The following is a 23605-nucleotide window of genomic DNA, read 5'->3' on the forward strand; positions in this document are numbered from 1 at the left end:
CCCCCGGTCGGGATACCCAGAACGTTACGTCGCGAGACGCGCGACCACACACTCTGATAGGCGCGCGCGCCAGAAGAGTTACAGATTTGCGATCGTTTCGAAACCTGGCCGCCGCATTCGGCCGGTCGACGGGTCCGCGACGGCGTCAGAGCACGTCACCGCGGCCGGTGAGCTTCAGCGCGTCGACGACGCCCTTGACCCGCTGCGCGTGCTCGCTCGTGGTGACCAGGAGCGCGTCGGCGGTGTCGACCACGACGATGTCCTGCACCCCGATGAGGCTGATGATGCGTTCGGTCTGCGACACCACGATGCCGCTGGAGGCATCGGCGAGCACCCGCGCGTGGCTGCCCAGGATCGCCAGCTCGTTCTTGCCGCCATGGGAGTTGAGCTTGGCCAGGCTCGCGAAATCGCCCACGTCGTCCCAGTCGAAGTGACCGGGGATGACCGCGAGGCGGCCTTTCTCGGCCGACGGCTCGGCGACGGCGTAGTCGATCGCGATCTTCTTCAGATCCGGCCACACCCGATCGACCACCGGACCGCGGCGCTCGCGGTCGTCCCAGGCCTCGGCGAGCTCGAGGAGACCCGCGTGCAGCTCGGGCTCGTTGGCGGCCAGCTCCGCCAGGAGCACGTCGGCGCGGCTGATGAACATGCCGGCATTCCACAGGTACGCACGGTCGGCGTAGTAGGTGCGCGCGGTCTCCAGGTCGGGCTTCTCCACGAACCGCTCGACCTGCGCCGCCTCGGGCGCTCCGTCGACGTCCAGCTCACCGTCCTTGCGGATGTAGCCGAAGCCGACGGAGGGCTCGGTGGGCTGGATGCCGATCGTGCAGATGTATCCCGCGCGGGCCACGGCGACGGCCTGCTGGACGGCGAACTCGAAAGTGCGCGTCCCGCGGATGACGTGGTCTGCGGCGAAGGATCCGATGATCACGTCCGGCTCACGGCGATGCAGGATCGCCGCGGCCAGCCCGATGGCCGCCGACGAGTCGCGCGGCTCGGATTCGAGGAACACGTTGTGGTCGGGGATGCCGGGCAGTTCGCGCTCCACGGCGGCGCGGTGGGCACGCCCGGTGACCACGGCGATCCGGTCGGGGCCGGCCAGCGGCTCGAGGCGGTTCCACGTGTCGCGCAGGAGCGTCTGGCCCGACCCGGTCAGGTCGTGCAGGAACTTCGGGGCCTCGGCTCGCGACAGCGGCCACAGGCGGCTGCCGATCCCTCCGGCGGGAATCACGGCGTAGAAGTCGTCGATGGGCTGCTGAGGCATGCGAACAGGCTAGCCGTGCCGGTTCGCCGCACCGTGTCATCCACGTGACGGCGCCGTGACGGAGCATCCGCGGGTCGTGCGCGGGTATCTCGACATCGAGATAGTTAGGCCTGCCTAATCCCCGTGATTATGCCCCCGGTCGTAGGATGATCGAGCGCCCGTGTGTCGCAGGAGCTTCCCGCTCCGCGGGGCTACGGACCACCCCCGCCAAGCCGTGTTCGATCAGGGAGGACGCTCGTGCCTGAACCAGCGCGCGTGACGCTATCGGTGGCCGAGACCACCTCGAAGGTTCCGCGGGGCACTCTGTACCGCGGCCGAGAAGGCATGTGGTCGTGGGTCCTGCACCGCATCACCGGCGTCGCCATCTTCTTCTTCCTCCTCGTGCACATCCTGGACACGGCGCTCATCCGCGTCTCCCCCGAGGCGTACGACGCGGTCATCGGAACGTACAAGAACCCGATCATGGGCATCGGCGAGGTCGCCCTCGTCGGGGCGATCGCGTACCACGCGTTCAACGGCCTGCGCATCATCCTGGTGGACTTCTGGGGCTGGGCGACCCGCCACCAGCGCCAGCTGTGGTGGATCGTGCTGGGCGTGTGGCTCGTCACGATGCTCGCCTTCACGCCGCGTCACCTGATCAACGTGTTCGCCGACTTCGGAGGGGCGCACTGATGACCGCTCAGCTGGCCTCGACCATCCCCGCACCGCGCACGCGCAACAAGGGCTCGAACCTGGAGAAGTGGGGCTGGGTCTACATGCGCGCCTCCGGCGTGCTGCTGATCGTCCTCATCTTCGGTCACCTGTTCGTCAACCTCATGACCGGTGACGGCATCCACCAGATCGACTTCGCCTTCGTCGTCGGCAAGTTCGCCTCGCCGTTCTGGCAGTGGTGGGATGTGCTGATGCTGTGGCTGGCCCTCATCCACGGCGCCAACGGCATGCGCACGATCGTCAACGACTACGTCACCTCCCCCACCGTCCGCCGCGTGCTCGTGTGGGCGCTGTGGCTGTCGTCCGGATTCCTGATCCTGCTCGGCACGCTCGTGGTCTTCACCTTCGACCCCTGCATCGGCGTCACCGAGTCCAGCTCCCTGTGGGCCATGTGCCAGGGCGCCTGACCCTCCGACTGAAGAACGAGAGCATCCAACCCGTGAGCATCCCCAGCACCGCCGATTCCGTCGTCCGCGACGGCGTGCACTACCACCAGTTCGACATCGTGATCGTGGGCGCCGGCGGCGCCGGCATGCGCGCGGCGATCGAGGCCGGGCCCGGCGCGAAGACGGCCGTCATCTCCAAGCTCTACCCGACGCGCTCGCACACCGGCGCGGCACAGGGCGGCATGGCCGCCGCCCTCGCCAACGTCGAAGAGGACTCGTGGGAGTGGCACACGTTCGACACCGTCAAGGGCGGCGACTACCTCGTCGACCAGGATGCGGCGGAGATCCTCGCCAAGGAGGCCATCGACGCGGTCATCGACCTGGAGAACATGGGTCTGCCGTTCAACCGCACCCCCGAGGGCAAGATCGACCAGCGCCGCTTCGGCGGGCACACCGCCGACCACGGCAAGACCCCCGTGCGCCGCGCGTGCTACGCCGCCGACCGCACCGGCCACATGATCCTGCAGACGCTGTTCCAGAACTGCGTCAAGCTGGGCATCAACTTCTTCAACGAGTTCTACGTCCTGGACCTCATCACGGTGAAGGACGCCGCCGGCGCCACGCAGGTCGCCGGCGTCGTCGCGTACGACCTGGCTACGGGCGAGCTGCACGTCTTCCAGTCCAAGGCCGTCATCTTCGCCACCGGCGGCTTCGGCAAGATCTTCAAGACCACCTCCAACGCCCACACCCTCACCGGTGACGGCGTCGGCATCGTGTGGCGCAAGGGCCTGCCGCTGGAGGACATGGAGTTCTTCCAGTTCCACCCGACCGGTCTCGCCGGTCTCGGCATCCTCCTCACCGAGGGTGCCCGCGGCGAAGGCGCGATCCTCCGCAACGCCAGCGGCGAGCGGTTCATGGAGCGCTACGCCCCCACGATCAAGGACCTCGCGCCGCGTGACATCGTGGCCCGCTGCATGGTGCAGGAGGTGGCCGAGGGCCGCGGCGCAGGACCCCACCGCGACTACGTGCTGCTGGACTGCACGCACCTGGGCGCCGAGGTGCTGGAGACCAAGCTGCCCGACATCACCGAGTTCGCCCGCACGTACCTGGGCGTTGACCCCGTCGTCGAGCCCGTTCCGGTCATGCCGACCGCGCACTACGCGATGGGTGGCATCCCCACCAACGTCGAGGCGGAGGTGCTCGCCGACAACACCACCGTCGTGCCGGGCCTGTACGCCGCCGGCGAGTGCGCGTGCGTGTCGGTGCACGGCTCGAACCGCCTGGGCACCAACTCGCTGCTGGACATCAACGTCTTCGGCAAGCGTGCCGGCCGCAACGCCGTGAAGTACGTCCAGACCGCCGACTTCGTGCCGCTGCCGGAGGACCCGGCGAAGGAGGTGCGCGGCATGATCGAGGGCCTGCGCGCCAACCCCGGCACCGAGCGGATCGCCGTGCTGCGCAAGGCGCTGCAGGACGAGATGGACAAGGGCGCGCAGGTGTTCCGCACCGAGGAGTCGCTCGCCCACGTGCTCGATGTCATCGCCGACCTGCGTGAGCGGTACCTCAACGTGCACGTCGATGACAAGGGCAAGCGCTACAACACCGATCTGCTCGAGGCTGTGGAGCTCGGCTTCCTCCTCGACCTCGCCGAGGTGGTCGTCTACGCCGCGCAGAACCGCAAGGAGAGCCGCGGCGGCCACATGCGCGACGACTACCCCAAGCGCGACGACGAGAACTACATGAAGCACACGATGGCCTACCTCACGGGCGACCCGCACTCGTCGCATCCCGCCGACCACATCGAACTCGGCTGGAAACCCGTGGTCATCACGCGATACCAGCCGATGGAGAGGAAGTACTGAGATGGCCACCGCCACCGCCACCATCGACGTCGCCAACGATCCGCAGAGCGTCGAGCAGGCACCCGAGCCCACCGGCATCCAGTCGTTCCTGGTGACCTTCAACATCCGCCGCTTCGACCCGGAGGTCGACAGCGAGCCGCGCTGGGTCGACTACGACGTGGAGCTGTACTCCACCGACCGCGTGCTCGACGCCCTGCACAAGATCAAGTGGGAGGTCGACGGCTCGCTGTCGTTCCGCCGCTCGTGCGCGCACGGCATCTGCGGTTCGGACGCCATGCGCATCAACGGCCGCAACCGCCTCGCGTGCAAGACCCTCATCAAAGACCTCGACATTTCGCAGCCGATCTACGTCGAGGCCATCAAGGGCCTGCCGCTGGAGAAGGACCTCATCGTCGACATGGAGCCGTTCTTCGCCTCCTACCGCGAGGTGCAGCCCTTCCTCATCGCGGGCTCCAAGCCCGAACCGGGCAAGGAGCGCGTCCAGTCGATCGTGGACCGCGAGGTGTTCGACGACACCACCAAGTGCATCCTGTGCGCCGCGTGCACCTCGTCGTGCCCCGTGTTCTGGACCGACGGACAGTACTTCGGCCCGGCCGCGATCGTCAACGCGCACCGCTTCATCTTCGATTCGCGCGATGACGCCGCCGAGGTGCGCCTGGACATCCTCAACGACAAGGAAGGCGTGTGGCGCTGCCGCACGACCTTCAACTGCACGGAGGCGTGCCCCCGCGGCATCGAGGTCACCAAGGCGATCGCCGAGGTGAAGCAGGCGGTCCTCAGCGGCAAGCGCTGACCTTCACGTGGACGCCGGCCGGGCTCGCCCGGCCGGCGTCGGCGTTCCCGGTGGCGTGCGGCGTCGGCGTCCCTGCGGCGTGTGGCATCGGCGTTCCCAGCGGCGTACCGGGACCCCGGGCGCATCCGATGCCGCTCGCTATCCTGGCAGCGTGACCGACTCGTCCGCCGCATCCGCCGGCGCGGACCCCGCGCCCCTCCCGGGCTCCCTGCGGCAGCGTTTCGACCAGCCGCTGGAACGGGCCACGGCGATCACACGGCGGACGCTGGAGTGGTTCCCCATCCGGGTGTGGCGGCATTTCCTGCAGCACAACGGCTTCCTGCTGGCCGCGGGCATCTCCTATCAGTCGCTGTTCGCGATCTTCGGGGTCATCTACCTCGCCTTCGCGGCCGTCGGGGCGTGGCTGGGCGGCAGCTCCGATGCCATCCGGGCACTGATCGACATCATCAACGGCTACATCCCCGACCTCATCAGCGACTCCGGACTGGTCAAGCCCGAGCAGGTGCGGTCGGTCGCCACCGGCAGCACCGGACTCCTGACGGTCACCGGCGCCGTCGCGGCGGTCGTGGTCGTCTGGACGGCGATCGGATTCGTCACCTACACGCGCCGCGCGGTGCGCGACACGTTCGGGCTGCCGTTCGATCGCCGCAACTACCTGCTGCTCAAGGCGCGCGACTTCCTGGCGGCCACCCTGTTCGGTCTGGCTCTGCTGCTGGGCGCGGGCCTCGGTTCGATCACCACCGGCGCGGTGGACCTCCTGTTCCAGCTGGTCGGCTGGGACGACTACGGCGCATGGTCGGCCGTGCTCACCCGCGCCGTGTCGCTGGTGGTGGCGTTCGGTCTCAACACCCTCGCCCTCGCGTCGCTGTTCCGCTTCCTCACCGGGGCGTCGCTGCGCTGGCAGCGCATCTGGCCGGGCGCGCTGCTGGGCGCCGCGGCCATCGTCGTGCTGCAGCTGGGTGCGGGCCTCCTCCTCGTCTACACCCCGGCCAACCCCCTCCTGGCGACGTTCGCGGTCTTCATCGGATTCCTCCTGTGGTTCCGCCTCAACGGCATCGTGCTCCTCGTGTCGGCCGCGTGGATCGCGGTGGCCGCGGCCGACCGGTTCGAGAGCATCGAGAGCGAGGCGGATGCCCGCGCCACCGAGCGCGCGGCGCTCGTGATCGCCGCCCGGGTGCGGGTGCGCGAGGCCGAGCGTGCGGCCGCGGACGCACCGTGGTACGCCCGGCGCGCGGCGCGACGGCGCGTGGCCCAGGCGGAGGCCGAACTGCGGGAGGCCGAGCGCAACGCCCCCGCCGTGCCGGACTCCGCCCTGCCCTGGGATTGAGCCGCGCCGCCGTGTGCGCTCGGCCGCGGAGCGGTCGGCCGCGGGCTGCTCGGGCGCGGGCACTCGGTACCATCCGCTCGGCGTCGAGACTCGGTGTCGGGGGGCGCGGCTAGGCTCGTCGTCGTGCCTCGTCGCGTCCGCATCGTCTCCATCAATGTCAACGGCATCCGCGCCGCCGCCCGCAAGGGCATGGACGAATGGCTCGCCGAAGCCGGCGCCGACATCCTCGCCCTCCAGGAGGTGCGGGCCACCACGGCCGAGCTGCAGGCCGCCCTCCCCGGGTGGGAGGTCGTCCACGACGAGGCGCTGGCCAAGGGGCGCGCGGGCGTCGCCATCGCGAGCCGCCTCCCGCACGCCCGGATGAGCACGGTCCTGGGGCCCGAGCCCCTCGATTCGGCGGGGCGGTGGATCGAGGCCGACTTCGACATCGACGGCGAGAGCCTCGCCGTCGTCAGCGCCTACGTGCCCACCGGTGAGGCCGAGACGCCGCGGCAGGACGCCAAGTGGGCGTTCCTGGACGCGATGGAGCGGCGCATGCCGCAGTTGGCGGCGGAGCATCCGCTGGCCCTGATCATGGGCGACCTCAACGTCGGCCATCAGACCTTCGACATCCGCAATTGGAAGGGAAACGTCAAGAAGGCCGGCTTCCTCCCGCGGGAACGCGCCTACTTCGACCGCTTCCTCGGAGACGCCGGGGCCGATGTGACCGGCGCCGACGGCACGACCGGGACGGGCCTGGGCTGGGTGGACGTCGGCCGTCGCTTCGCCGGCGACGTCGACGGCCCGTACACGTGGTGGTCGATGCGGGGCCGCGCGTTCGACAACGACACCGGCTGGCGCATCGACTATCACCTCGCGACCCCCGCCCTGGCTGAGCGCGTGGTGGACTACCGCGTGGTGCGCGCTGCCTCGTGGGACACCCGGTGGAGCGACCACGCCCCCGTCATCGCCGACTACACCCTCGGCCACTGACCCTCCGCCGCCGCGGTCGCTGACCCATCCCGACCCGGCGCGCCGCGCGGTCCGCTGATCCGCCCGGTCCGCTGATCCGCCCGCGCTCCGGTGGCCGCTGATCCGCCCGCCGCTGATCCGCCCGCGCTCCGGTGGCCGTTGATCCACCCGCTACCCCGGCCGCCGCCGCCCGAACTCCTCAATCTCGCCGTTTTCGCCGCCGGTTCGGCGGCTTTCGGCCGCCCTCCCCGCCGTTCTTGAGGAGTTCGGGCGACTGTGACTGCTGTACGGGGCGCAGGCACCGGGGAGGGTCAGTCGGGGAGCGGGCATCCCCGGTGCGCCTGGGACGTGGCCATCTCGGGCGCGCGGGCGGGCGGGCGCGGCCATCCCGGGCGAGCGGGCGGGCGCGCGGGAGCGGGCGGGCGGGCGGGAGCGGGCGGGCGGGCGGGAGCGGGAGGGCGGGAGCGGGGCGGGGCGGACGTACCGAGGGCGACACCTGCCGCGACTAGAATCGGCGGGTGACCAAGCCCCGCCTCTACTCCGGCATGCAGCCATCCGCCGACTCGCTCCACATCGGCAACTACATCGGCGCGCTCATGCAGTGGCGGGACCTGCAGGACTCCTACGACGCGTTCTTCTCCGTCGTCGATCTGCACGCGCTGACGCAGCCGAACGCCCCGGGCGAGCTCCGGGAGAAGACGCGACGCACCGCGGCGCAGTACATCGCCGCCGGGATCGAGCCGTCGCGTTCGACGCTGTACGTGCAGTCGCACGTCCCCGCTCACACCGAACTCGCGTGGATCCTCTCCACCCTCACCGGCTTCGGCGAGGCCGGGCGGATGACGCAGTTCAAGGACAAATCGACGCGGTACGGCGCCGATGCGACCAACGTGGGGCTGTTCACCTACCCGGTTCTCATGGCCGCCGACATCCTGTTGTACCAGACCGACGTGGTTCCCGTCGGCGACGACCAGAAGCAGCACATCGAGCTGACCCGCGACCTGGCCGAACGGTTCAACTCCCGCTACGGCGAGGCCTTCACCGTGCCGACGCCGGTGATCCAGCGCGACACCGCACGCATCTACGACCTGCAGAACCCCTCGGCCAAGATGTCGAAGTCCGCCGAATCGGATGCGGGAGTCCTCGGGCTGCTGGATGACCCGTCTGTGACGGCGAAGAAGATCATGCGCGCCGTGACCGACAGCGAAGGCAGCGTGCGTTTCGACCGCGAGGCCAAGCCCGGGGTGTCGAACCTGCTCGTCATCTACGCCGCGCTCACCGGCCGACAGATCGCCGCGCTGGAGGACGAGTACGCCGGCCGCGGCTACGGCGACTTCAAGAAGGATCTCGCACAGGTCGTGGTGGACGAGTTCACCCCCGTGCGCGACCGCGCCCTCGCGATGCTCGACGATCCCGCCGAACTGGACCGGGTGCTCGCCGCGAACGCCGAGCGTGCCGCCGCCGTCGCCGACCGGACCCTCGCCGACGTCTACGACCGCATCGGACTGCTCCGCCGCGTGTGATCCGCGTCCGCGTGTGAGCGCGCGTCCCTCAGCGGCGGCCCGCCGCCGTGTGAGCGCGTCCACACGTGACACGACAGCGCACCCGCGCGCGACCTGCCGGCCGATGCGGCGGTAGGGTGCCCGCATGGAGCCCGTGGAGCTGCGCACGCCGCGAACCGAGCTGTCGCCGCCGACGCGCCACGACGTGCCGGCGATCTTCCAGGCGTGCCAGGATGCCGACATCCAGCGCTACACGGCGGTGCCCTCGCCGTACCTGCTCGAGCACGCCGAGGCCTTCGTCGACGCGGTGCCCGGCCGCTGGGCCGATGGCATCGAGGCCACGTGGGCGATCCGCCTCGACGACCGCCTCGTGGGCATGCTGGGGATGCACCGCCTCACGACCGGCTCCCCTGAGATCGGGTACTGGATGACGCGCGGCGCGCGGGGACGGGGCCTGCTCACCGAGGCCGCCGCCGCGGTGGTGGAGTGGGCCCTGGCGCCGGACGGCCTGGGCGCCGCACGCCTGGAGTGGCGCGCCGTCGTGGGCAACCGTGCGTCGGCCCGGGTGGCGCGCGCACTGGGCTTCCGCTACGAAGGGACCCTCCGCCACGCGCTGGTGAACTCCTTCGGACGTGACGACGCGTGGATCGCGGGCCTCCTCCCCGGCGATGACCGCACCCCGCAGCCGTGGAGCGTTCTCGGAGACTGAGGCCGCGATCCGTGGCAGGATGACCGCATGCCGGAGATGCCCGAGGTGCAGGGGCTCGCCGACTTCCTCCGGGGACGAGTCGTCGGCCGCACCATCACACGCGCGACGGTCACCGCCATCGCGGCGCTGAAGACCTACGACCCGCCGATCACCGCTCTCACCGGCACCACGGTGTCCGATGTGCAGCGGCACGGGAAGTTCCTCGATGTGGCCACCGACGGCGGCGTCCACCTCGTCTTCCACCTCGCCAAAGCGGGATGGCTGCGCTGGTACGACGCGCTCCCGGCCACGGTGATCAAGCCCGGCAAGACCCCTATCGCCCTGCGCGTCGGCTTCGACGACGGCTCGGGGTTCGACCTGACCGAGGCCGGCACGAAGAAGTCGCTCGCCGTCTACGCGGTCCGCGATCCGGCCGAGGTCCCCGGCATCGCACGTCTGGGGCCCGACCCGCTCGACCCGGGCTTCACGCGCGACGACCTGGCCCGGCTCCTGGCCGGGCGCCGCACGCAGATCAAGGGCGTGCTGCGCGACCAGTCGATCATCGCCGGGGTCGGCAACGCCTATTCGGACGAGATCCTCCACGTCGCGAAGATGTCTCCCTACGCCCTGGCCTCCACCCTCGAAGACTCCGACATCGACCGCCTGTTCGAGGCGATGACGGCGACCCTCGCCGATGCCGTGGCCGCAGCATCCGGCAAGCCGCCGGCCGACCTGAAGGACGCCAAGCGTCGCGGCATGCGCGTCCACGGCCGGCGCGGTGAAGCCTGCCCGGTGTGCGGCGACGAGGTGCGCAGCGTGTTCTTCGCCGACAACTCCCTCGAGTACTGCGCGACGTGCCAGACCGGCGGGAAGATCCTCGCCGACCGGCGGCTGTCGCGCCTGCTGAAGTGAGCGGGCGAGACGGATCGGGAATGATCCTGGTGTCGGCGCGTTGACTAGTATCGAGTTATCAACGTGCTCCGGGGTCGGTGAGAATCCGAACCGGCGGTGACAGTCCGCGAGCCCGAGTGTCCGCCTAGCGGGGACGAAGGCCGATCCGGTGGAAATCCGGAACCGACGGTGATGCGACGGTCCTCCGTCGCGAGTCCGGATGGGAGGCAGCACGGTCGGCGCGACGCGCCGCCCTGCCGCAGCGACCCCGGACCGACCGGAGGATCGACATGGCGGATGCCGCGGAACGCGAGGCGATGGCGCGAGCTCTCGAGCTCGCCGCGCGCGGCCCGGTGGGGGCCAACCCCCAGGTAGGCGCGGTCATCCTCTCCCCCGACGGCGAGGTGCTCGCCGAGGGCTGGCACCGCGGAGCAGGCACGGCGCACGCCGAGGTCGACGCGCTCTCGAAGCTGCCTGCGGGGCGCGCCCGCGGGGCGACGGCCGTCGTGACGCTGGAGCCGTGCAACCACACCGGACGCACCGGACCGTGCGCGGTCGCCCTCCTGGAGGCTGGAATCGGCCGCGTCGTGTACGCCCTGGACGACCCCAACGCGGTGTCCTCCGGCGGCGCCGAACGCCTTCGCGCAGCCGGCGTGTCCGTGGAGAGCGGCGTCGACGCGGACCGCGTGCGCGAGCTCCTCGACGGCTGGCTCACCGTTCAGCGCCTCGGACGTCCCTTCGTGACCGTCAAGTGGGCGCAGAGCCTCGACGGGCGCGCGGCAGCCCCCGACGGCACGAGCCAGTGGATCACCGGGCCCGCCGCACGCGCCGACGTCCACCGCCGCCGCGCCGAGGCGGACGCGATCGTCGCGGGCACCGGCACTGTCCTCGCCGACGATCCCGCGCTCACCGCCCGTCGCCCCGACGGCGCCCTGTACGAGAAGCAGCCGCTCCCCGTCGTGCTCGGCGGCCGTCCGGTGCCCCCTGACGCAGCGCTCCGCCGCCATCCGCGACAGCTCATCCAGCGGCCGGGGAACGACCTGCCCGCCGTGCTCGCCGAACTGCGCACACTCGGGGCGCAGCGCGTCTTCGTCGAGGGCGGCCCCACCATCGCCAGCGCGTTCCTGCGCGAAGGCCTCGTCGACGAGGTGCTCGCCTACGTCGCCCCCACCCTCATCGGCTCCGGCGCCGACGGCACCGACCGTCCGGCTCTCGGCCGCCTCGGCGTCGACACGATCACCCAGCAGCGCCGCCTGGTCGTCTCCTCCGTCGAGACGCTCGGCGACGACCTGCTGATCACCGCGCATCCCGCCATCGAAGGAGCACTCTGATGTTCACCGGAATCGTCGAAGAACTCGGCACCCTCACCGCGGTCGAACCGTCCGGTGACGGCGTGCGTCTGACCGTACGGGCACCCGGTGCGGTCACGGATGCCGGGCACGGCGACTCGATCGCCGTCAGCGGCGTGTGCCTCACGGTCGTGGACCAGGGCCCGGACTGGTTCACCGCCGACGTCATGCAGCAGACGCTCGAGATGTCCACTCTGGCCGGCGCCGCACCAGGGCGCACCGTCAACATCGAGCGCGCCACCCCCGCGCACGGCCGCCTGGGCGGCCACATCGTGCAGGGCCACATCGACGGCACCGGCACCGTCGTGGACGTGCGGCCCGGCGAGCGCTGGCAGGTCGTGCGCGTCGCCGTGCCCGCGCACCTCGCGCCGCTCATCGTGGACAAGGGCTCCATCGCGATCGACGGCGTCTCCCTCACCGTCAGCGCCGTGAGCGAGCCCGACGCCGACCAGCCGTGGCTGGAGGTGTCGCTCATCCCCGAGACCCTCGCCGCGACCACCCTGGGCGGAGCATCCGTCGGCGATGCCGTGAACCTGGAGACCGACATCCTCGCCCGTCACGTCCAGCGACTCCTCGCTTTTCCCACACCCACCGAAGGAGGCTCCCGATGAGCCTTGCCACCATCCCCCAGGCCCTGGACTCCCTGCGAGCCGGCCGCCCCGTCATCGTCGCGGACGATGAGGATCGCGAGAACGAGGGCGACGTCATCCTCTCGGCCGAGCTCGCCACTCCCGAATGGATCGCGTGGACCGTGCGCTGGTCCAGCGGATTCATCTGCGCGCCCATGCCCGGCGAGTGGGCCGACCGCCTCGACCTGCCGCCCATGGTCGCGGTGAACCAGGATGCGCGCGGCACGGCGTACACCGTGAGCGTCGACGCCGCCGACCGCAACAGCACCGGCATCAGCGCCTCCGACCGCGCCCACACGCTCAACGTCCTGGCCGATCCCGGCGCGGGCCCCGCCAGCCTCATCCGTCCCGGCCACGTCCTTCCGCTGCGCGCGGTGGACGGCGGCGTGCGCGAGCGCAGCGGACACACCGAGGCGGCCGTGGAACTCATGCGCCTCGCGGGGCTCCAGCCGGTCGGAGCGATCGCGGAGGTCGTCGCCGAGGACGGGAGCATGATGCGTCTGCCCGGCCTCATCGAGCTCGGGGCGCGGGACGACGTCCCCGTCATCACGATCGAGCAGCTGATCGCGTACCTGGATGAGGAGGAGCCGGTCGCCGCCACGACGGCGGGCGAGCGCCACACGCGGCGGGTCAGCCTTCGCGCGGAGGCGCACGTGCCCACCTCCCACGGCGCGTTCCGTTTCTTGGCGTACAAGGACCGCGTCACCGGCACCGACCATGTCGCCGTCGTCTCGGGAGATCTCACCGAGGACGCACCGCTCGTGCGCGTGCACTCGGAGTGCCTCACGGGAGAGGCGTTCGGCTCGCTGAAGTGCGAATGCGGCCCTCAGCTGGACGCCGCGCTGGACGCGATCGACGAGGACGGCGGCGTCGTGGTCTACATGCGCGGACACGAGGGCCGCGGCATCGGCCTCATCAACAAGCTCCGGGCGTACAGCCTGCAGGAGCAGGGCCTGGACACCGTCGACGCCAACCTCGCGCTGGGACTCCCCGCCGACGCGCGCGATTACGCTGCCGCGGCCGGGATCCTCGCCGACCTCGGGGTGAGCCGCGTGCGCCTGCTGACCAACAACACCGACAAGGTCGCGCAGCTGCGGGAACTCGGGCTGGAAGTCGTGGAGCAGGTGCCGCTGCTGGTGGGGGTCGGACCGAACAACCACCAGTACCTCGAGACCAAGCGCGACCGCATGGGGCACATCATCGCGGAGGCCGACCTGACCGAAGCGCTGCAGCAGATGAAGGAAGGGGCCGAGGCATGAGCGGCAAGGGATCGCCGGAGACCGGCAGCATCGACGGGAGCGGACTGGACGTCGTCGTGATCGCGGGCACGTGGCACGAGGTCATCACCGACGGACTGATCGCCGGCGCCCGTCGCGTGCTCGACGCATCCGGTGCGTCCTGGCGACTGGTGCGCGTGCCCGGCTCGTTCGAGCTGCCCGTCGCCGCGCAGGTCGCGCTGGAATCCGGAGCCGACGCAGTGGTGGCCCTCGGGGTCATCATCCGCGGCGGGACCCCGCACTTCGAGTACGTGTCGTCGGCCGCGACCGACGGACTCACCAGCGTCGCGCTGAACACCGGGCGCCCGGTCGGGTTCGGCGTGCTGACCCTCGACGACGAGCAGCAGGGGCTGGATCGTGCCGGCCTCCCCGGCTCGAAGGAGGACAAGGGCGCCGAGGCTGCCGAAGCCGCGCTGCGTACCGCCCTCGTCCTGCGGGATCTTCGCGGCTGACGGCCTCCTTCCGGGGGTGCCGGGCGACGCCCCGCTGGCGCGGCACCGCGGATGACCCTACGGTTACCGGCATGGAGATCCTCCGTTCCGTCGTCGTCCTGCTCCACCTCGTCGGCTTCGCCGTCCTGCTCGGCGCGTGGGTGACCGAAGCGGTGTCACGCCGCATCCGGTTCACGCGCGTCATGGACTGGGGTCTGACCATCGCGGGCGTGGCAGGGCTCATCCTCGCCGCGCCGTGGGGCATCGACTACGAGTTGAACTACGTCAAGCTGGGGATCAAGTTCGCCATCCTGGTGGTGATCGGCGCCCTGCTGGGCATCGGATCGGCGCGCCAGCGACGCACCGGGTCCCTTCCCCCGGTGATGTTCTGGCTCGTCGGCATCCTCACCCTCGCCAACGCGGCCATCGCCGTGCTGTGGTGAGCCCGCGCGTAGACTTGATCGGTCGTGCCGGCGATCCTCCCGCACGCACTCGGTGACCCTGTGTCGAGCCCGGGCGCACCACCCCGCGCCGGTGCCTCGACCCACCGCCGTGATGTCGCACAACGACGGCTCCCGCGCCTCCCCGACAGGTACCCATGACCACCGCCAATCCCCCCGCCCCCGCCCCGGCCAACCCGCGCTCGCGCGTCATCACCGCGAGCCTCGTCGGCACGACGATCGAGTTCTACGACTTCTACGTCTACGCCACCGCCGCGGTGCTCGTCTTCCCGATCCTCTTCTTCCCCACCGGTAACGAGACCACCTCGCTGCTGTCGTCGTTCGCCGTGTTCGGCGCCGCGATGGTCGCCCGTCCCATCGGTGCGGTCGTCTTCGGACACTTCGGCGACCGGTTCGGACGCAAAGCCACCCTCGTCGCCTCCCTCCTCACCATGGGCATCGCGACGTTCCTGATCGGCCTGCTGCCCACCAACAACGACATCGGATGGTGGGCTGCGCTCATCCTCCTGTTCCTCCGCCTCGCACAGGGCTTCGCGCTCGGCGGGGAGTGGTCCGGCGCCGCCCTGGTGGCCACCGAGAACGCCCCCCGCGGCAAGCGCGCGTGGTACGGCACGTTCCCGCAGCTGGGCGCCCCGATCGGGTTCATCATCGCCAACACCGTGTTCCTGGTGATCAACTTCGCGCTGCCGCACCCCGACGGTCCCGCGCAGCGATCCGAGGAGTTCCTCGCATGGGGATGGCGCGTGCCGTTCCTGTTCTCGGCCGTCATGGTCATCATCGGCCTGTGGGTGCGCCTCAAGCTCGTCGAATCCGACACCTTCGCGCGCGCCGAGAAGACCGGAGCCATCCGCAAGTTCCCCCTCGGCGAGGTCGTGCGCCGGCATTGGCGCCAGCTGCTGCTGGGCACGTTCATCATGCTCGCCACGTACGTGCTGTTCTACCTGATGACCAGCTTCACGCTCTCGTACGGCACGAAGGCCACCACCGAGGGGGCACGCGCGGCCGCCGAGGCGGCCGGGCAGTCCTTCGACGCGGCGGCCTACGTCCCCGGGCTCGGGTTCGGGTACACCGACTTCGTCATCATGCAGATCATCGGCGTGGTCTTCTTCGGCATCTTCACGCTGCTGTCGGGCCCCGTCGCCGACGCCATCGGACGCCGCAAGCTCCTGCTGTGGGTGACCGCCGCGATCGCCGTGTTCGGCGTGATGTTCAACGTCTTCCTCATGCCGCAGCTGGATCCGCAGTTCACCGGCGCCCTGACCCAGGCCTTCCTCGTTCTCGGTTTCCTGCTGATGGGGCTGACGTTCGGGCCGATGGGCGCGGTGCTGCCCGAGCTGTTCCCCACCAACGTGCGCTACACCGGCTCGGCGATCTCGTACAACGTGTCGTCGATCCTCGGCGCCGCCGTGGCGCCGCTGATCTCCGTCGCGCTGTAGGCTGCCTCCGACGGGCAGCCGTGGCTCGTCGGGCTGTATCTGACGGGTTCGGCGATCCTGACGTTCATCGCGCTCGTGCTCTCCAAGGAGACCAAGGACGTCGACTACGACGAGAACATCGGTCTGGGCGCCACCGGCTCGCTCTGACGTGCGCGGGCGGATGCCGCGGGGCCTCGCTCCGCGGCATCCGCCGGGTCCTGCCGCTGGCACCCCTCCCGCTGCCACCCGCCGCTGCCACCCCGCCGCGCCGCCGCCGCTGTCCTGTCGCTGCCACCAGCTTCCCGAACTCCTCAAGACCACGCCGGACGGCGCCGATCTGGGCCGGTTTCGGCCCATTCGTCCGCGTTCTTGAGGAGTTCGGGAGGCCGGAGGACCTACGGCCGACCAGTCCGGAACGCGGCGCAGGCCTCCGCTCCGCGGATCCGTCTGCGGCTTCACCCCCGGCGCAGCCACCCGCCGCCCACCCCGCCGTCCCGACCCGGCCGCCACCCACTCGCCCGAACTCCTCAAATCCGGCGCCGATACCGCCGGTTCGGGCCCTCGGAGCCGCGCGAGCCCGCGGTTTTGAGGAGTTCGGAAACGCAGGGCACACCGAAACACCCACGCGTCACAGCCTCCGCCGCCGCCGACGCGCCCCGGGCCCGACGCCACCGCCGCCGCCACCGCCGCCGCGGCCGGCCGGCCGGGCGTCAGTCCAGGAAGAGGGCGCGCAGCCGCTTGGTCGTGAAGACCAGGCCGATGCCGATCATGACGACGTAGTACAGCACGTGCCACAGCATGCCGGCGCTCAGCGCCCCGGTCGTCAGCCCCCGGATGAGCTCGACCCCGTGCCACAGCGGGAGCGCCTGCACGATCACCTGCACGGGCTCGGGGTACACCGTGATCGGGTAGAAGGTGGCCGAGAACAGGAACATCGGCAGCAGGACGAAGTTGATCCAGTCCATGTGCTGGAACGTCTTCATGTAGCTCGTGATCGCCATGCCGACGCTGGCGAACCCGAAGGCGATCAGCAGCACGGCCGGCAGGGCGAGGATCGCGGTGGGCGCCAGGTTCAGCCCGAGCACCTGCATGATGATCATGAAGCCGGTGGCGTACAGCAGCCCACGCAGCAGGGCGTACAGGATCTCACCGAGCGCGACATCCAGCGGACCCAGCGAGGTCGACAGCATCCCCTCGTAGAGCCGGCCGTAGTTGAGCTTGAAGAAGACGTTCCACGTCGAGTCGTAGATCGCCCCGTTCATCGCCGACACCGCCAGCAGCGCCGGTGCGATGAAGGCGGCGTAGGGGACGTCAAGTCCGGCGGAGGTCTGCACGTCGCCGACGAGGGAACCGAGCCCGATGCCCATCGAGGCGAGGAAGAACACGGGTTCGAAGAATCCCGACAGGACGACGATCCAGCTCGACGAGCGCGCGGCGAGGAGTCCGCGCTGCACGACGGCCTGCGGATTGCCCGCCCACAGGGCGCGCACGCCGCCCCGGCGGCGGGTGGTGTCGGATGCGGCGGCGAGGGTCACTTCGCCAGCCTCCGTTCGAAGATGCGCCGGCCGAGCAGGTAGCCCACCGCCGCGAGCACCAGCAGATACGCCAGGTGGACGCCGGCGGCCGCCCCGCCCACCGGACCGTACGTGAGCATCCGGCCCAGCTCGGACGCATGCCACAGCGGCGAGATCCACCCGATCCACTGCAGCCACCCCGGCAGCGTCTCCAGCGGGTAGAAGGTGCCCGAGAACAGGAACATCGGCATGAAGATGAACCGCTGCACGAGGGCGAACTGGCCCTTGTCGTCTTCGATGGATGCCGCGTACGCCATCAGCGGGATGCCGAAGCTCACGCCCGCGAGCACGCCCACCGGGATCGCGATCCAGCCGAGAGAAGGATCGGGCACGGCGCCGAACACCCAGATGAACAGGTAGTACGCGGCGACGGCGATGAACATGCGGGCCGTCGCGCCGAGGATGACGCCGTTGGCGATCTGCGGCGACGACAGCGGGGAGGCGTTGAAGCCGTAGAAGTACCTGCGCCACTTGAACCCCGCCATGACCGGGTAGGTGAACTCCTCGGAGGCGACCGAGATCGCTGCCGTCATGAGCAGGGCGGGCGCGATGAAGACGAGGTAGGGCACCGCCCGACCGCCGTCGTCGATGTCGGTCTGGATGAGGGCGGCAAGCCCCAGCCCGAGTCCGAGCAGATACAGGATCGGCTGCCCGAGTGCGCCCACGACGATCGTCCAGCCGTAGGCCCGCATCGCGCGCACCATGTGCTCGGTGACGTACCAGGATCCGCGCGCGCGCGGCTTGCGGCCCCACTCCAGCGCCTCGGCGCGCAGCTCGTCCAGCGAGGGGTGGGTGCGGGTCGCGTCGCTCATTCGATCAGCGACCTTCCGGTCAGGCGCAGGAAGACGTCCTCCAGGCTCGAGCGGCGCACCAACGAGGTGATCGGCTGCAGGCCCAACCCGGTGATGCGTTCGAGGGCGGCTTCGCCGTCGCCGGCGTAGACGAGCACCCGGTCGGGCAGCACCTCCACGCGGTCGCCGATCCCCTGCACCTGCGCGGCGACCTGCTCGTTGCGGTCGGATCCGAAGCGCACCTCGAGCACCTCCCGGCTGGAGTGCTCGCGGATGAGGGAGGCCGGAGTGCCCTCGGCCATGATGCGGCCCTTGTCCACCACGATGATCCGATCGCACAGCTGCTCGGCCTCATCCATGTAGTGCGTCGTCAGTACGAGCGTCGTGCCGCGCTCCTTGAGTCGGAACAGGCGGTCCCACAGCACGTGGCGCGCCTGCGGATCCAGACCCGTCGTCGGCTCGTCCAGCAGCAGGATGCGCGGGTCGTTGATGAGGCCGCGGGCGATCGTGAGGCGCCGCTTCATGCCGCCGGAGAGCTGATCCACCTTGCTCTTGGCCTTGTCCTCCAGCGCCGCGAAGGCGAGCAGCTCGTCGGCCTTCTGCGCGCACACCTTGCCGGGCAAGCCGAAATAGCGCCCGTAGATGTAGAGGTTCTCGCGGGCGTTGAGCTCGCCGTCGAGGTTGTCCTGCTGCGGCACGACGCCCAGGCGCGAGCGGATCTCCGGACCGTACGCGTCGGGGTCCAGGCCCAGGATGCTGAGGTCTCCGCCTGTGCGGGTGGACACGGCGCCGATCATCTTCATGGTCGTGGACTTGCCCGCGCCGTTGGGTCCGAGAAGTCCGAAGGACTCTCCGGGGGCGACGTCGAAGGACAGCCCGTCGACGGCGAGGAAGTCGGGCTTGCCCTTCGTCCGGTAGGCCTTCACGAGGTCGCGGGCATGGATCACCGGTTCTGGCACCGGACCACCTTAGCCACGCGCTCCGACATCCGCACGAGACATCCGCACGCGTCAACGTATGTTGACCTGTCGTCGTGCGTCAACTATTGTTGACCAACGACGAGAGGAGCGCTCATGAGCGGAGACGGCATCCGGACCGCCATCGGGGCGATGCCCGAACCCGAGCCGATCCGCGAACTGCGGCGCCTCGCCGAGGTGCGCCGAGAGCTCGCCCGCGCCGAAGAGGTGCAGGTCCGTCGCGCTCGCAACCAGGGATTCTCCTGGCAAGCCATCGCCGGAGCCCTCGGCGTGAGCAAGCAGGCCGTGCACAAGAAGTACGGTCGAAAGTGACCCCCACCCGATCGAGGAAACCCATGTCGACCTCATCCCCCGCCCGCGCGCGCCGCGGGCGTCGCGCCCAGCCCGAAGGCCCGCGCGCCACCCTCGGCCAGCTGCTGCCGTTCATCTTCGAGCACAAGCGCGTGCTCGTCGTCGTGGCCGTCCTCAGCGTCCTCGGCGCCGTCGCCACCCTCGCCCAGCCGCTGCTGGTGGGCGAAGTGATCTCGCGGGTGCAGGACGGCTCGGACCTCGGGAGCCTCATCTGGATCCTCGTCGGTTTCGTCGTGGCCGCCTCCGTCATCTCCGGCTACCAGCACTACCTCCTGCAGCGCACCGGCACCGCGGTGGTCTATTCGAGCCGGCGCCGCCTGATCGCCCGCATCCTGCACCTGCCGATCAGCGAGTTCGACGCGCGCCGCACCGGCGACCTCGTCTCGCGCGTGGGCACCGACACGACGCTTCTGTACGCCGTGCTCACCCAGGGTCTCGCCGATGCCGTGGGCAACGTCCTCATCTTCGTGGGCGCGCTCATCGCGATGGCGGTCATCGACATCGTCCTCCTCGCGCTCATCGTCCTGGTGATCGGTGTGTCGGTGCTGGTGGTGGTGCTCCTGAGCGGGCGGATCCGCACCGCCTCCACCGAGCAGCAAGTGAAGGTCGGCGAGCTCGCCTCCGCCGTGGAGCGCGCGGTGGGATCGATCCGCACGGTGCGCGCCTCCGGAGCGACCGAACGCGAGACCGAATCGGTCACGGGCCTGGCCGGCGAGGCGTACGGCGTGGGCGTGCGGATCGCGAAGGTCTCCGCGCTCGTGGTGCCCATCGCGAGCGTCGCGCTGCAGGTGTCGCTGCTGGTCGTGCTGGGCGTCGGCGGATTCCGCGTGGCCTCCGGCGCGATCGAGATCGCGAGCCTGGTGACCTTCATCATGTTCCTGTTCATGCTGATCGCGCCGCTGGGCTCGACGTTCGGGGCGATCACCTCGGTCAGCCAGGCCCTCGGCGCCCTCGGCCGCATCCAGGAGATCCTCGAGCTGCCCACCGAGACCGCGTCCGACCAGCCGGATGCCACGGCCGCGTCCGATCCGGGAGCCCCCGCCATCGCGTTCCGCGACGTGCGCTTCCGCTACCCCGAGCACGTCGTGCAGGCGCGCGAGGCCGCCGCCAAGGAGGCGCGCGCGGTGCTGGAGGGTGCGCACCTCGAACGGGCGGCGGACGAGGTCGCCGCAGCGGAGGACGAGGCCGACCGCGACGTGCTGCGCGGGGTGTCCTTCGACGTGCCGCGGGGTGCCAGGGTCGCGCTGGTCGGGCCCTCGGGAGCGGGCAAGAGCACCGTGCTCTCCCTCATCGAGCGGTTCTACGATCCCACCGGCGGCGCGATCCTCATCGACGGCGTCGACGCCCGGCGCCTGGACCGCGACACGCTCCGCGCGCGCTTCGGGTACGTCGAGCAGGACGCCCCGACCCTCGCCGGCACGATCGCCGACAACCTGCGCCTGGCCTCCCCCGAGGCGACGGATGCCGACTGCGAGCGCGTGCTGCGTGCGGTGAACCTCGGCGACGTGCTCGAGCGCGATCCGCTGGGCCTGCACGCCCCCGTGGGCGAGGCCGGCGTCATGCTCTCGGGCGGCGAGCGTCAGCGTCTCGCGATCGCGCGCGCACTCCTGGCCGCTCCCCCGATCCTGCTGCTGGATGAGTCCACGTCGTCCCTGGACGGCGTGAACGAGCAGCGGATGCGGGAGGCCATCGACGCCGTCGCGGCGGGCCGCACGCTCCTGGTGATCGCCCACCGCCTGTCCACGGTCGTCGACAGCGACCTCATCGTGGTGCTCGACCACGGCCGCGTCGTGGGCCAGGGCACGCACTCGGAGCTCGTCGCATCCACGCCCCTGTATCGCGAGCTCGCCCGCCACCAGCTGCTCGTCTGAACGCCGCGGCGTGAGACATCACATCCCGGCCGAGACACCACGCGTCGCGTGGTGTCTCGGCCGGGATGTGGTGTTTCGAGCGGGCAGGGGGCGGCAGGGGCGTCAGGCGCGGGTCTGCTTCAGGCGGTAGCGCAGGGAGGCCAGCTCCGCGTTGAGGGCGGCGGGGATGCGGCCGCCGAAGGTCGCGTAGAACTCCTCGGTCAGGTCGGCCTCCTGCAGCCACGAGTCGGTGTCGACGGCGAACAGCTCCTGCAGGTCGGCCTCGGGCACATCGATGCCGTCGAGGTTGAGGTCCTCGGCGCGCGGGATGCGGCCGATGGGCGTCTCCACCGCCCCGGCCTGACCCTCGATGCGGCGGATGATCCAGTCGATCACGCGGGCGTTCTCACCGAAGCCCGGCCACAGGAACCGGCCGTCGGCGCCCTTGCGGAACCAGTTGACCTGGAAAATGCGCGGCGCACGGTCGAACCGCAGCTGCTGACCGACCTTCAGCCAGTGGGCGAAGTAGTCCGCCATGTTGTAGCCGCAGAACGGCAGCATGGCGAAGGGATCGCGGCGCAGCTCCCCGACGGTCCCCTCGGCGGCGGCGGTCTTCTCCGACGAGATCGTGGAGCCCAGGAACACCCCGTGCGTCCAGTCGGTGGCCTCCACCACGAGCGGGACGTTGGTGGCGCGGCGCCCGCCGAACAGGATGACATCCAGCGGCACGCCCTGGGGCGCGTCCCAGTCGGCGGCGATCTGCGGGCACTGGGCCGCCGCGACGGTGAAGCGGGAGTTGGGGTGCGCGGCGGGGCGGCCGGACTCCGGCGTCCAGGGGTTCCCCTCCCAGTCGGTCAGGTGCGGCGGGGCGTCATCGGTCAGACCCTCCCACCACACATCGCCGTCGGGGCGCAGCGCGACGTTGGTGAAGATGGTGTTGCCCCACATCGTCTCCACCGCCGCGACGTTGGTGGACTCCCCCGTCCCGGGGGCCACGCCGAAGAAGCCGGCCTCGGGGTTGATGGCCCACAGGCGCCCGTCCTCGCCGGGGCGGATCCACGCGATGTCGTCGCCGAGGGTCTCCACGCGCCAGCCGGGGATCGTGGGGCGGAGCATGGCGAGGTTGGTCTTGCCGCACGCCGAGGGGAACGCGGCCGCGACGTGGTACGCGCGGCCGGCAGGATCGATCACGCGGATGAGGAGCATGTGCTCGGCGAGCCACCCCTCGTCGCGGCCGATGACCGAGGCGATGCGCAGCGCGAAGCACTTCTTCGCCAGGATGGCGTTGCCGCCGTAGCCGGAGCCGAACGACCACACCTCGAGGGTGTCGGGGAAGTGCACGATGTACTTCTCGTCGTTGCACGGCCACGCCGCATCCGTCTGCCCCGGTGCCAGGGGCGCCCCCACCGAGTGGACGGTCCTGACCCACGGGTCGCCGTCGGCGATGCGCTGCAGCGCCTCCGTGCCCACGCGCGTCATGATGCCGATCGAGGTGACCGCGTAGGCGCTGTCGGTGATCTGGACGCCCAGGTGCGACAGCGGTCCGCCCACGGCGCCCATCGAGAAGGGCACGACGTACATCGTGCGACCGCGCATCGATCCGGCGAAGACGCCGTCCAGGGTCGTGCGGATCTCGCTCGGGGCGATCCAGTTGTTGGTGGGCCCGGCGTCCTCCTCCAGCTCGGAGGCGATGAAGGTCCGCGACTCCAGGCGAGCCACGTCGCCGGGGTGCGAGCGCGCCAGGTACGACCCCGGACGCCACTCCGGATTGAGCTTGAGCAGCTTCCCCTCGTCCACGAGCTGACGCAGGAGCGCGTCGTTCTCGGCGCGCGAGCCGTCGACCCAGTGGATGCTGTCGGGCTGGGTCAGCGCGGCGATCTCATCGACCCACGCGGCCAGGGCCTCCATGCCCGGGCCGCGCACGTCGGGCCGCGCGCCGAAGCGGCGCATCGGCGCCTCGGGGGTGGCGATGCGGGCGGGGCGGCGGGTGGGGATGTCGGCGAGAGCCATCGGTGCTCCTTGGTCGGCGTTCAGAACGGGAGTCTTCCTCCACTCTGGCGCGAGATCACCCGGTCTTTCCACACATCTGCGCGTCAAAACTTGCGATTCTTTCGCTAGGCTCAAG

General features: G+C 70.5%; 21 protein-coding genes and 1 pseudogene. 17 read left to right on the forward strand and 5 right to left on the reverse strand.

What is annotated here, in order from left to right; translation table 11 throughout:
* Nucleotides 1-145: 145 nt before the first annotated feature.
* Nucleotides 146-1264: a mannose-1-phosphate guanylyltransferase gene (locus E4V99_RS01770; protein WP_135116246.1), complete on the reverse strand. Its 1119-nt coding sequence runs from the start codon at nt 1262-1264 to the stop codon at nt 146-148.
* Between the two features lie 237 nt (nt 1265-1501).
* On the opposite strand from E4V99_RS01770, the gene sdhC reads away from it, so the two are divergent.
* From sdhC to E4V99_RS01850, 15 genes and pseudogenes are all read left to right on the forward strand, one after another.
* Nucleotides 1502-1936 (forward strand): succinate dehydrogenase, cytochrome b556 subunit, encoded by a 435-nt coding sequence (sdhC, locus tag E4V99_RS01775; RefSeq protein ID WP_135064151.1) that lies wholly within the window; start codon nt 1502-1504, stop codon nt 1934-1936.
* Complete coding sequence (locus tag E4V99_RS01780) at nt 1936-2382, forward strand: succinate dehydrogenase hydrophobic membrane anchor subunit (protein ID WP_135064148.1); 447 nt, start codon at nt 1936-1938, stop codon at nt 2380-2382. The genes sdhC and E4V99_RS01780 overlap by 1 nt, the downstream gene beginning before the upstream one ends.
* A gap of 32 nt (nt 2383-2414) precedes the next feature.
* Nucleotides 2415-4223: a succinate dehydrogenase flavoprotein subunit gene (gene sdhA, locus E4V99_RS01785; RefSeq protein ID WP_187270394.1), complete on the forward strand. Its 1809-nt coding sequence runs from the start codon at nt 2415-2417 to the stop codon at nt 4221-4223.
* 1 nt (nt 4224) lies between these two features.
* Nucleotides 4225-5016 carry a succinate dehydrogenase iron-sulfur subunit gene (locus tag E4V99_RS01790; protein ID WP_135064145.1) on the forward strand — a complete coding sequence of 264 codons (792 nt, stop codon included), beginning with the start codon at nt 4225-4227 and terminating at the stop codon, nt 5014-5016.
* Between the two features lie 151 nt (nt 5017-5167).
* The gene (locus E4V99_RS01795) at nt 5168-6343 is read left to right on the forward strand and encodes a YihY/virulence factor BrkB family protein (protein WP_135064142.1); all 1176 of its coding nucleotides are present in this window, start codon (nt 5168-5170) and stop codon (nt 6341-6343) included.
* A 123-nt stretch (nt 6344-6466) separates the two neighbouring features.
* Nucleotides 6467-7315, forward strand: coding sequence for an exodeoxyribonuclease III (locus tag E4V99_RS01800; protein ID WP_135116248.1), 849 nt, complete (start codon nt 6467-6469; stop codon nt 7313-7315).
* Nucleotides 7316-7812: 497 nt separating this feature from the next.
* Nucleotides 7813-8817, forward strand: a complete 1005-nt coding sequence (trpS, locus tag E4V99_RS01810; protein WP_135064137.1) for a tryptophan--tRNA ligase — start codon at nt 7813-7815, stop codon at nt 8815-8817.
* A gap of 124 nt (nt 8818-8941) precedes the next feature.
* Nucleotides 8942-9505 carry a GNAT family N-acetyltransferase gene (locus E4V99_RS01815; protein ID WP_135064134.1) on the forward strand — a complete coding sequence of 188 codons (564 nt, stop codon included), beginning with the start codon at nt 8942-8944 and terminating at the stop codon, nt 9503-9505.
* 27 nt (nt 9506-9532) lie between these two features.
* Complete coding sequence (locus tag E4V99_RS01820; protein WP_135064131.1) at nt 9533-10396, forward strand: DNA-formamidopyrimidine glycosylase family protein; 864 nt, start codon at nt 9533-9535, stop codon at nt 10394-10396.
* Between the two features lie 269 nt (nt 10397-10665).
* On the forward strand, nt 10666-11706 hold the full coding sequence (gene ribD, locus E4V99_RS01825) for a bifunctional diaminohydroxyphosphoribosylaminopyrimidine deaminase/5-amino-6-(5-phosphoribosylamino)uracil reductase RibD (RefSeq protein WP_135116250.1): 1041 nt from the start codon (nt 10666-10668) through the stop codon (nt 11704-11706).
* Nucleotides 11706-12335, forward strand: coding sequence for a riboflavin synthase (locus E4V99_RS01830; RefSeq protein WP_135064125.1), 630 nt, complete (start codon nt 11706-11708; stop codon nt 12333-12335). The genes ribD and E4V99_RS01830 overlap by 1 nt, the downstream gene beginning before the upstream one ends.
* On the forward strand, nt 12332-13612 hold the full coding sequence (ribA, locus tag E4V99_RS01835; RefSeq protein WP_135116252.1) for a GTP cyclohydrolase II: 1281 nt from the start codon (nt 12332-12334) through the stop codon (nt 13610-13612). The genes E4V99_RS01830 and ribA overlap by 4 nt, the downstream gene beginning before the upstream one ends.
* The gene (gene ribH / locus E4V99_RS01840) at nt 13609-14082 is read left to right on the forward strand and encodes a 6,7-dimethyl-8-ribityllumazine synthase (protein ID WP_135064119.1); all 474 of its coding nucleotides are present in this window, start codon (nt 13609-13611) and stop codon (nt 14080-14082) included. Before ribA ends, ribH begins: the two co-directional genes overlap by 4 nt.
* Nucleotides 14083-14153: 71 nt before the next feature.
* A complete protein-coding gene (locus E4V99_RS01845; RefSeq protein WP_135116254.1) occupies nt 14154-14504 on the forward strand; it encodes a Fe-S protein in 351 nt (116 codons plus the stop codon).
* Nucleotides 14505-14659: 155 nt separating this feature from the next.
* Nucleotides 14660-16105 (forward strand): annotated as a pseudogene (locus E4V99_RS01850) (MFS transporter).
* A 542-nt stretch (nt 16106-16647) separates the two neighbouring features.
* Here the strand turns inward: E4V99_RS01850 and E4V99_RS01855 are convergent.
* From E4V99_RS01855 to E4V99_RS01865, 3 genes are read right to left on the reverse strand one after another with little or no spacing between them, the layout of a single operon-like run.
* The gene (locus tag E4V99_RS01855) at nt 16648-17472 is read right to left on the reverse strand and encodes an ABC transporter permease (RefSeq protein WP_135064110.1); all 825 of its coding nucleotides are present in this window, start codon (nt 17470-17472) and stop codon (nt 16648-16650) included.
* Nucleotides 17469-18323 carry an ABC transporter permease gene (locus E4V99_RS01860; protein ID WP_135116255.1) on the reverse strand — a complete coding sequence of 285 codons (855 nt, stop codon included), beginning with the start codon at nt 18321-18323 and terminating at the stop codon, nt 17469-17471. Before E4V99_RS01860 ends, E4V99_RS01855 begins: the two co-directional genes overlap by 4 nt.
* Nucleotides 18320-19261 carry an ABC transporter ATP-binding protein gene (locus E4V99_RS01865; protein WP_135064104.1) on the reverse strand — a complete coding sequence of 314 codons (942 nt, stop codon included), beginning with the start codon at nt 19259-19261 and terminating at the stop codon, nt 18320-18322. Before E4V99_RS01865 ends, E4V99_RS01860 begins: the two co-directional genes overlap by 4 nt.
* A 150-nt stretch (nt 19262-19411) precedes the next feature.
* On the opposite strand from E4V99_RS01865, the gene E4V99_RS01870 reads away from it, so the two are divergent.
* Both E4V99_RS01870 and E4V99_RS01875 read left to right on the forward strand, forming a co-directional pair.
* The gene (locus E4V99_RS01870; RefSeq protein WP_205805933.1) at nt 19412-19591 is read left to right on the forward strand and encodes an AsnC family protein; all 180 of its coding nucleotides are present in this window, start codon (nt 19412-19414) and stop codon (nt 19589-19591) included.
* A gap of 23 nt (nt 19592-19614) precedes the next feature.
* On the forward strand, nt 19615-21501 hold the full coding sequence (locus E4V99_RS01875) for an ABC transporter ATP-binding protein (protein ID WP_135116257.1): 1887 nt from the start codon (nt 19615-19617) through the stop codon (nt 21499-21501).
* A gap of 102 nt (nt 21502-21603) precedes the next feature.
* Here the strand turns inward: E4V99_RS01875 and E4V99_RS01880 are convergent, their stop codons facing one another.
* On the reverse strand, nt 21604-23490 hold the full coding sequence (locus E4V99_RS01880) for a phosphoenolpyruvate carboxykinase (GTP) (RefSeq protein WP_135116259.1): 1887 nt from the start codon (nt 23488-23490) through the stop codon (nt 21604-21606).
* Nucleotides 23491-23605 lie beyond the last annotated feature (115 nt).

This window comes from Microbacterium sp. dk485 (genome assembly GCF_004570445.1).
GTDB lineage: Bacteria > Actinomycetota > Actinomycetes > Actinomycetales > Microbacteriaceae > Microbacterium > Microbacterium wangchenii.

Bases quoted from the DNA above. Each gene is read 5' to 3' on its own strand.
- E4V99_RS01770 (WP_135116246.1), bottom strand. From the start codon at position 1,264: ATGCCTCAGCAGCCCATCGACGACTTCTACGCCGTGATTCCCGCCGGA.
- E4V99_RS01780 (WP_135064148.1), top strand. From the start codon at position 1,936: ATGACCGCTCAGCTGGCCTCGACCATCCCCGCACCGCGCACGCGCAAC.
- E4V99_RS01790 (WP_135064145.1), top strand. From the start codon at position 4,225: ATGGCCACCGCCACCGCCACCATCGACGTCGCCAACGATCCGCAGAGC.
- E4V99_RS01815 (WP_135064134.1), top strand. From the start codon at position 8,942: ATGGAGCCCGTGGAGCTGCGCACGCCGCGAACCGAGCTGTCGCCGCCG.
- E4V99_RS01820 (WP_135064131.1), top strand. From the start codon at position 9,533: ATGCCGGAGATGCCCGAGGTGCAGGGGCTCGCCGACTTCCTCCGGGGA.
- ribD (WP_135116250.1), top strand. From the start codon at position 10,666: ATGGCGGATGCCGCGGAACGCGAGGCGATGGCGCGAGCTCTCGAGCTC.
- E4V99_RS01830 (WP_135064125.1), top strand. From the start codon at position 11,706: ATGTTCACCGGAATCGTCGAAGAACTCGGCACCCTCACCGCGGTCGAA.
- ribA (WP_135116252.1), top strand. From the start codon at position 12,332: ATGAGCCTTGCCACCATCCCCCAGGCCCTGGACTCCCTGCGAGCCGGC.
- ribH (WP_135064119.1), top strand. From the start codon at position 13,609: ATGAGCGGCAAGGGATCGCCGGAGACCGGCAGCATCGACGGGAGCGGA.
- E4V99_RS01845 (WP_135116254.1), top strand. From the start codon at position 14,154: ATGGAGATCCTCCGTTCCGTCGTCGTCCTGCTCCACCTCGTCGGCTTC.
- E4V99_RS01860 (WP_135116255.1), bottom strand. From the start codon at position 18,323: ATGAGCGACGCGACCCGCACCCACCCCTCGCTGGACGAGCTGCGCGCC.
- E4V99_RS01870 (WP_205805933.1), top strand. From the start codon at position 19,412: ATGCCCGAACCCGAGCCGATCCGCGAACTGCGGCGCCTCGCCGAGGTG.
- E4V99_RS01875 (WP_135116257.1), top strand. From the start codon at position 19,615: ATGTCGACCTCATCCCCCGCCCGCGCGCGCCGCGGGCGTCGCGCCCAG.
- E4V99_RS01880 (WP_135116259.1), bottom strand. From the start codon at position 23,490: ATGGCTCTCGCCGACATCCCCACCCGCCGCCCCGCCCGCATCGCCACC.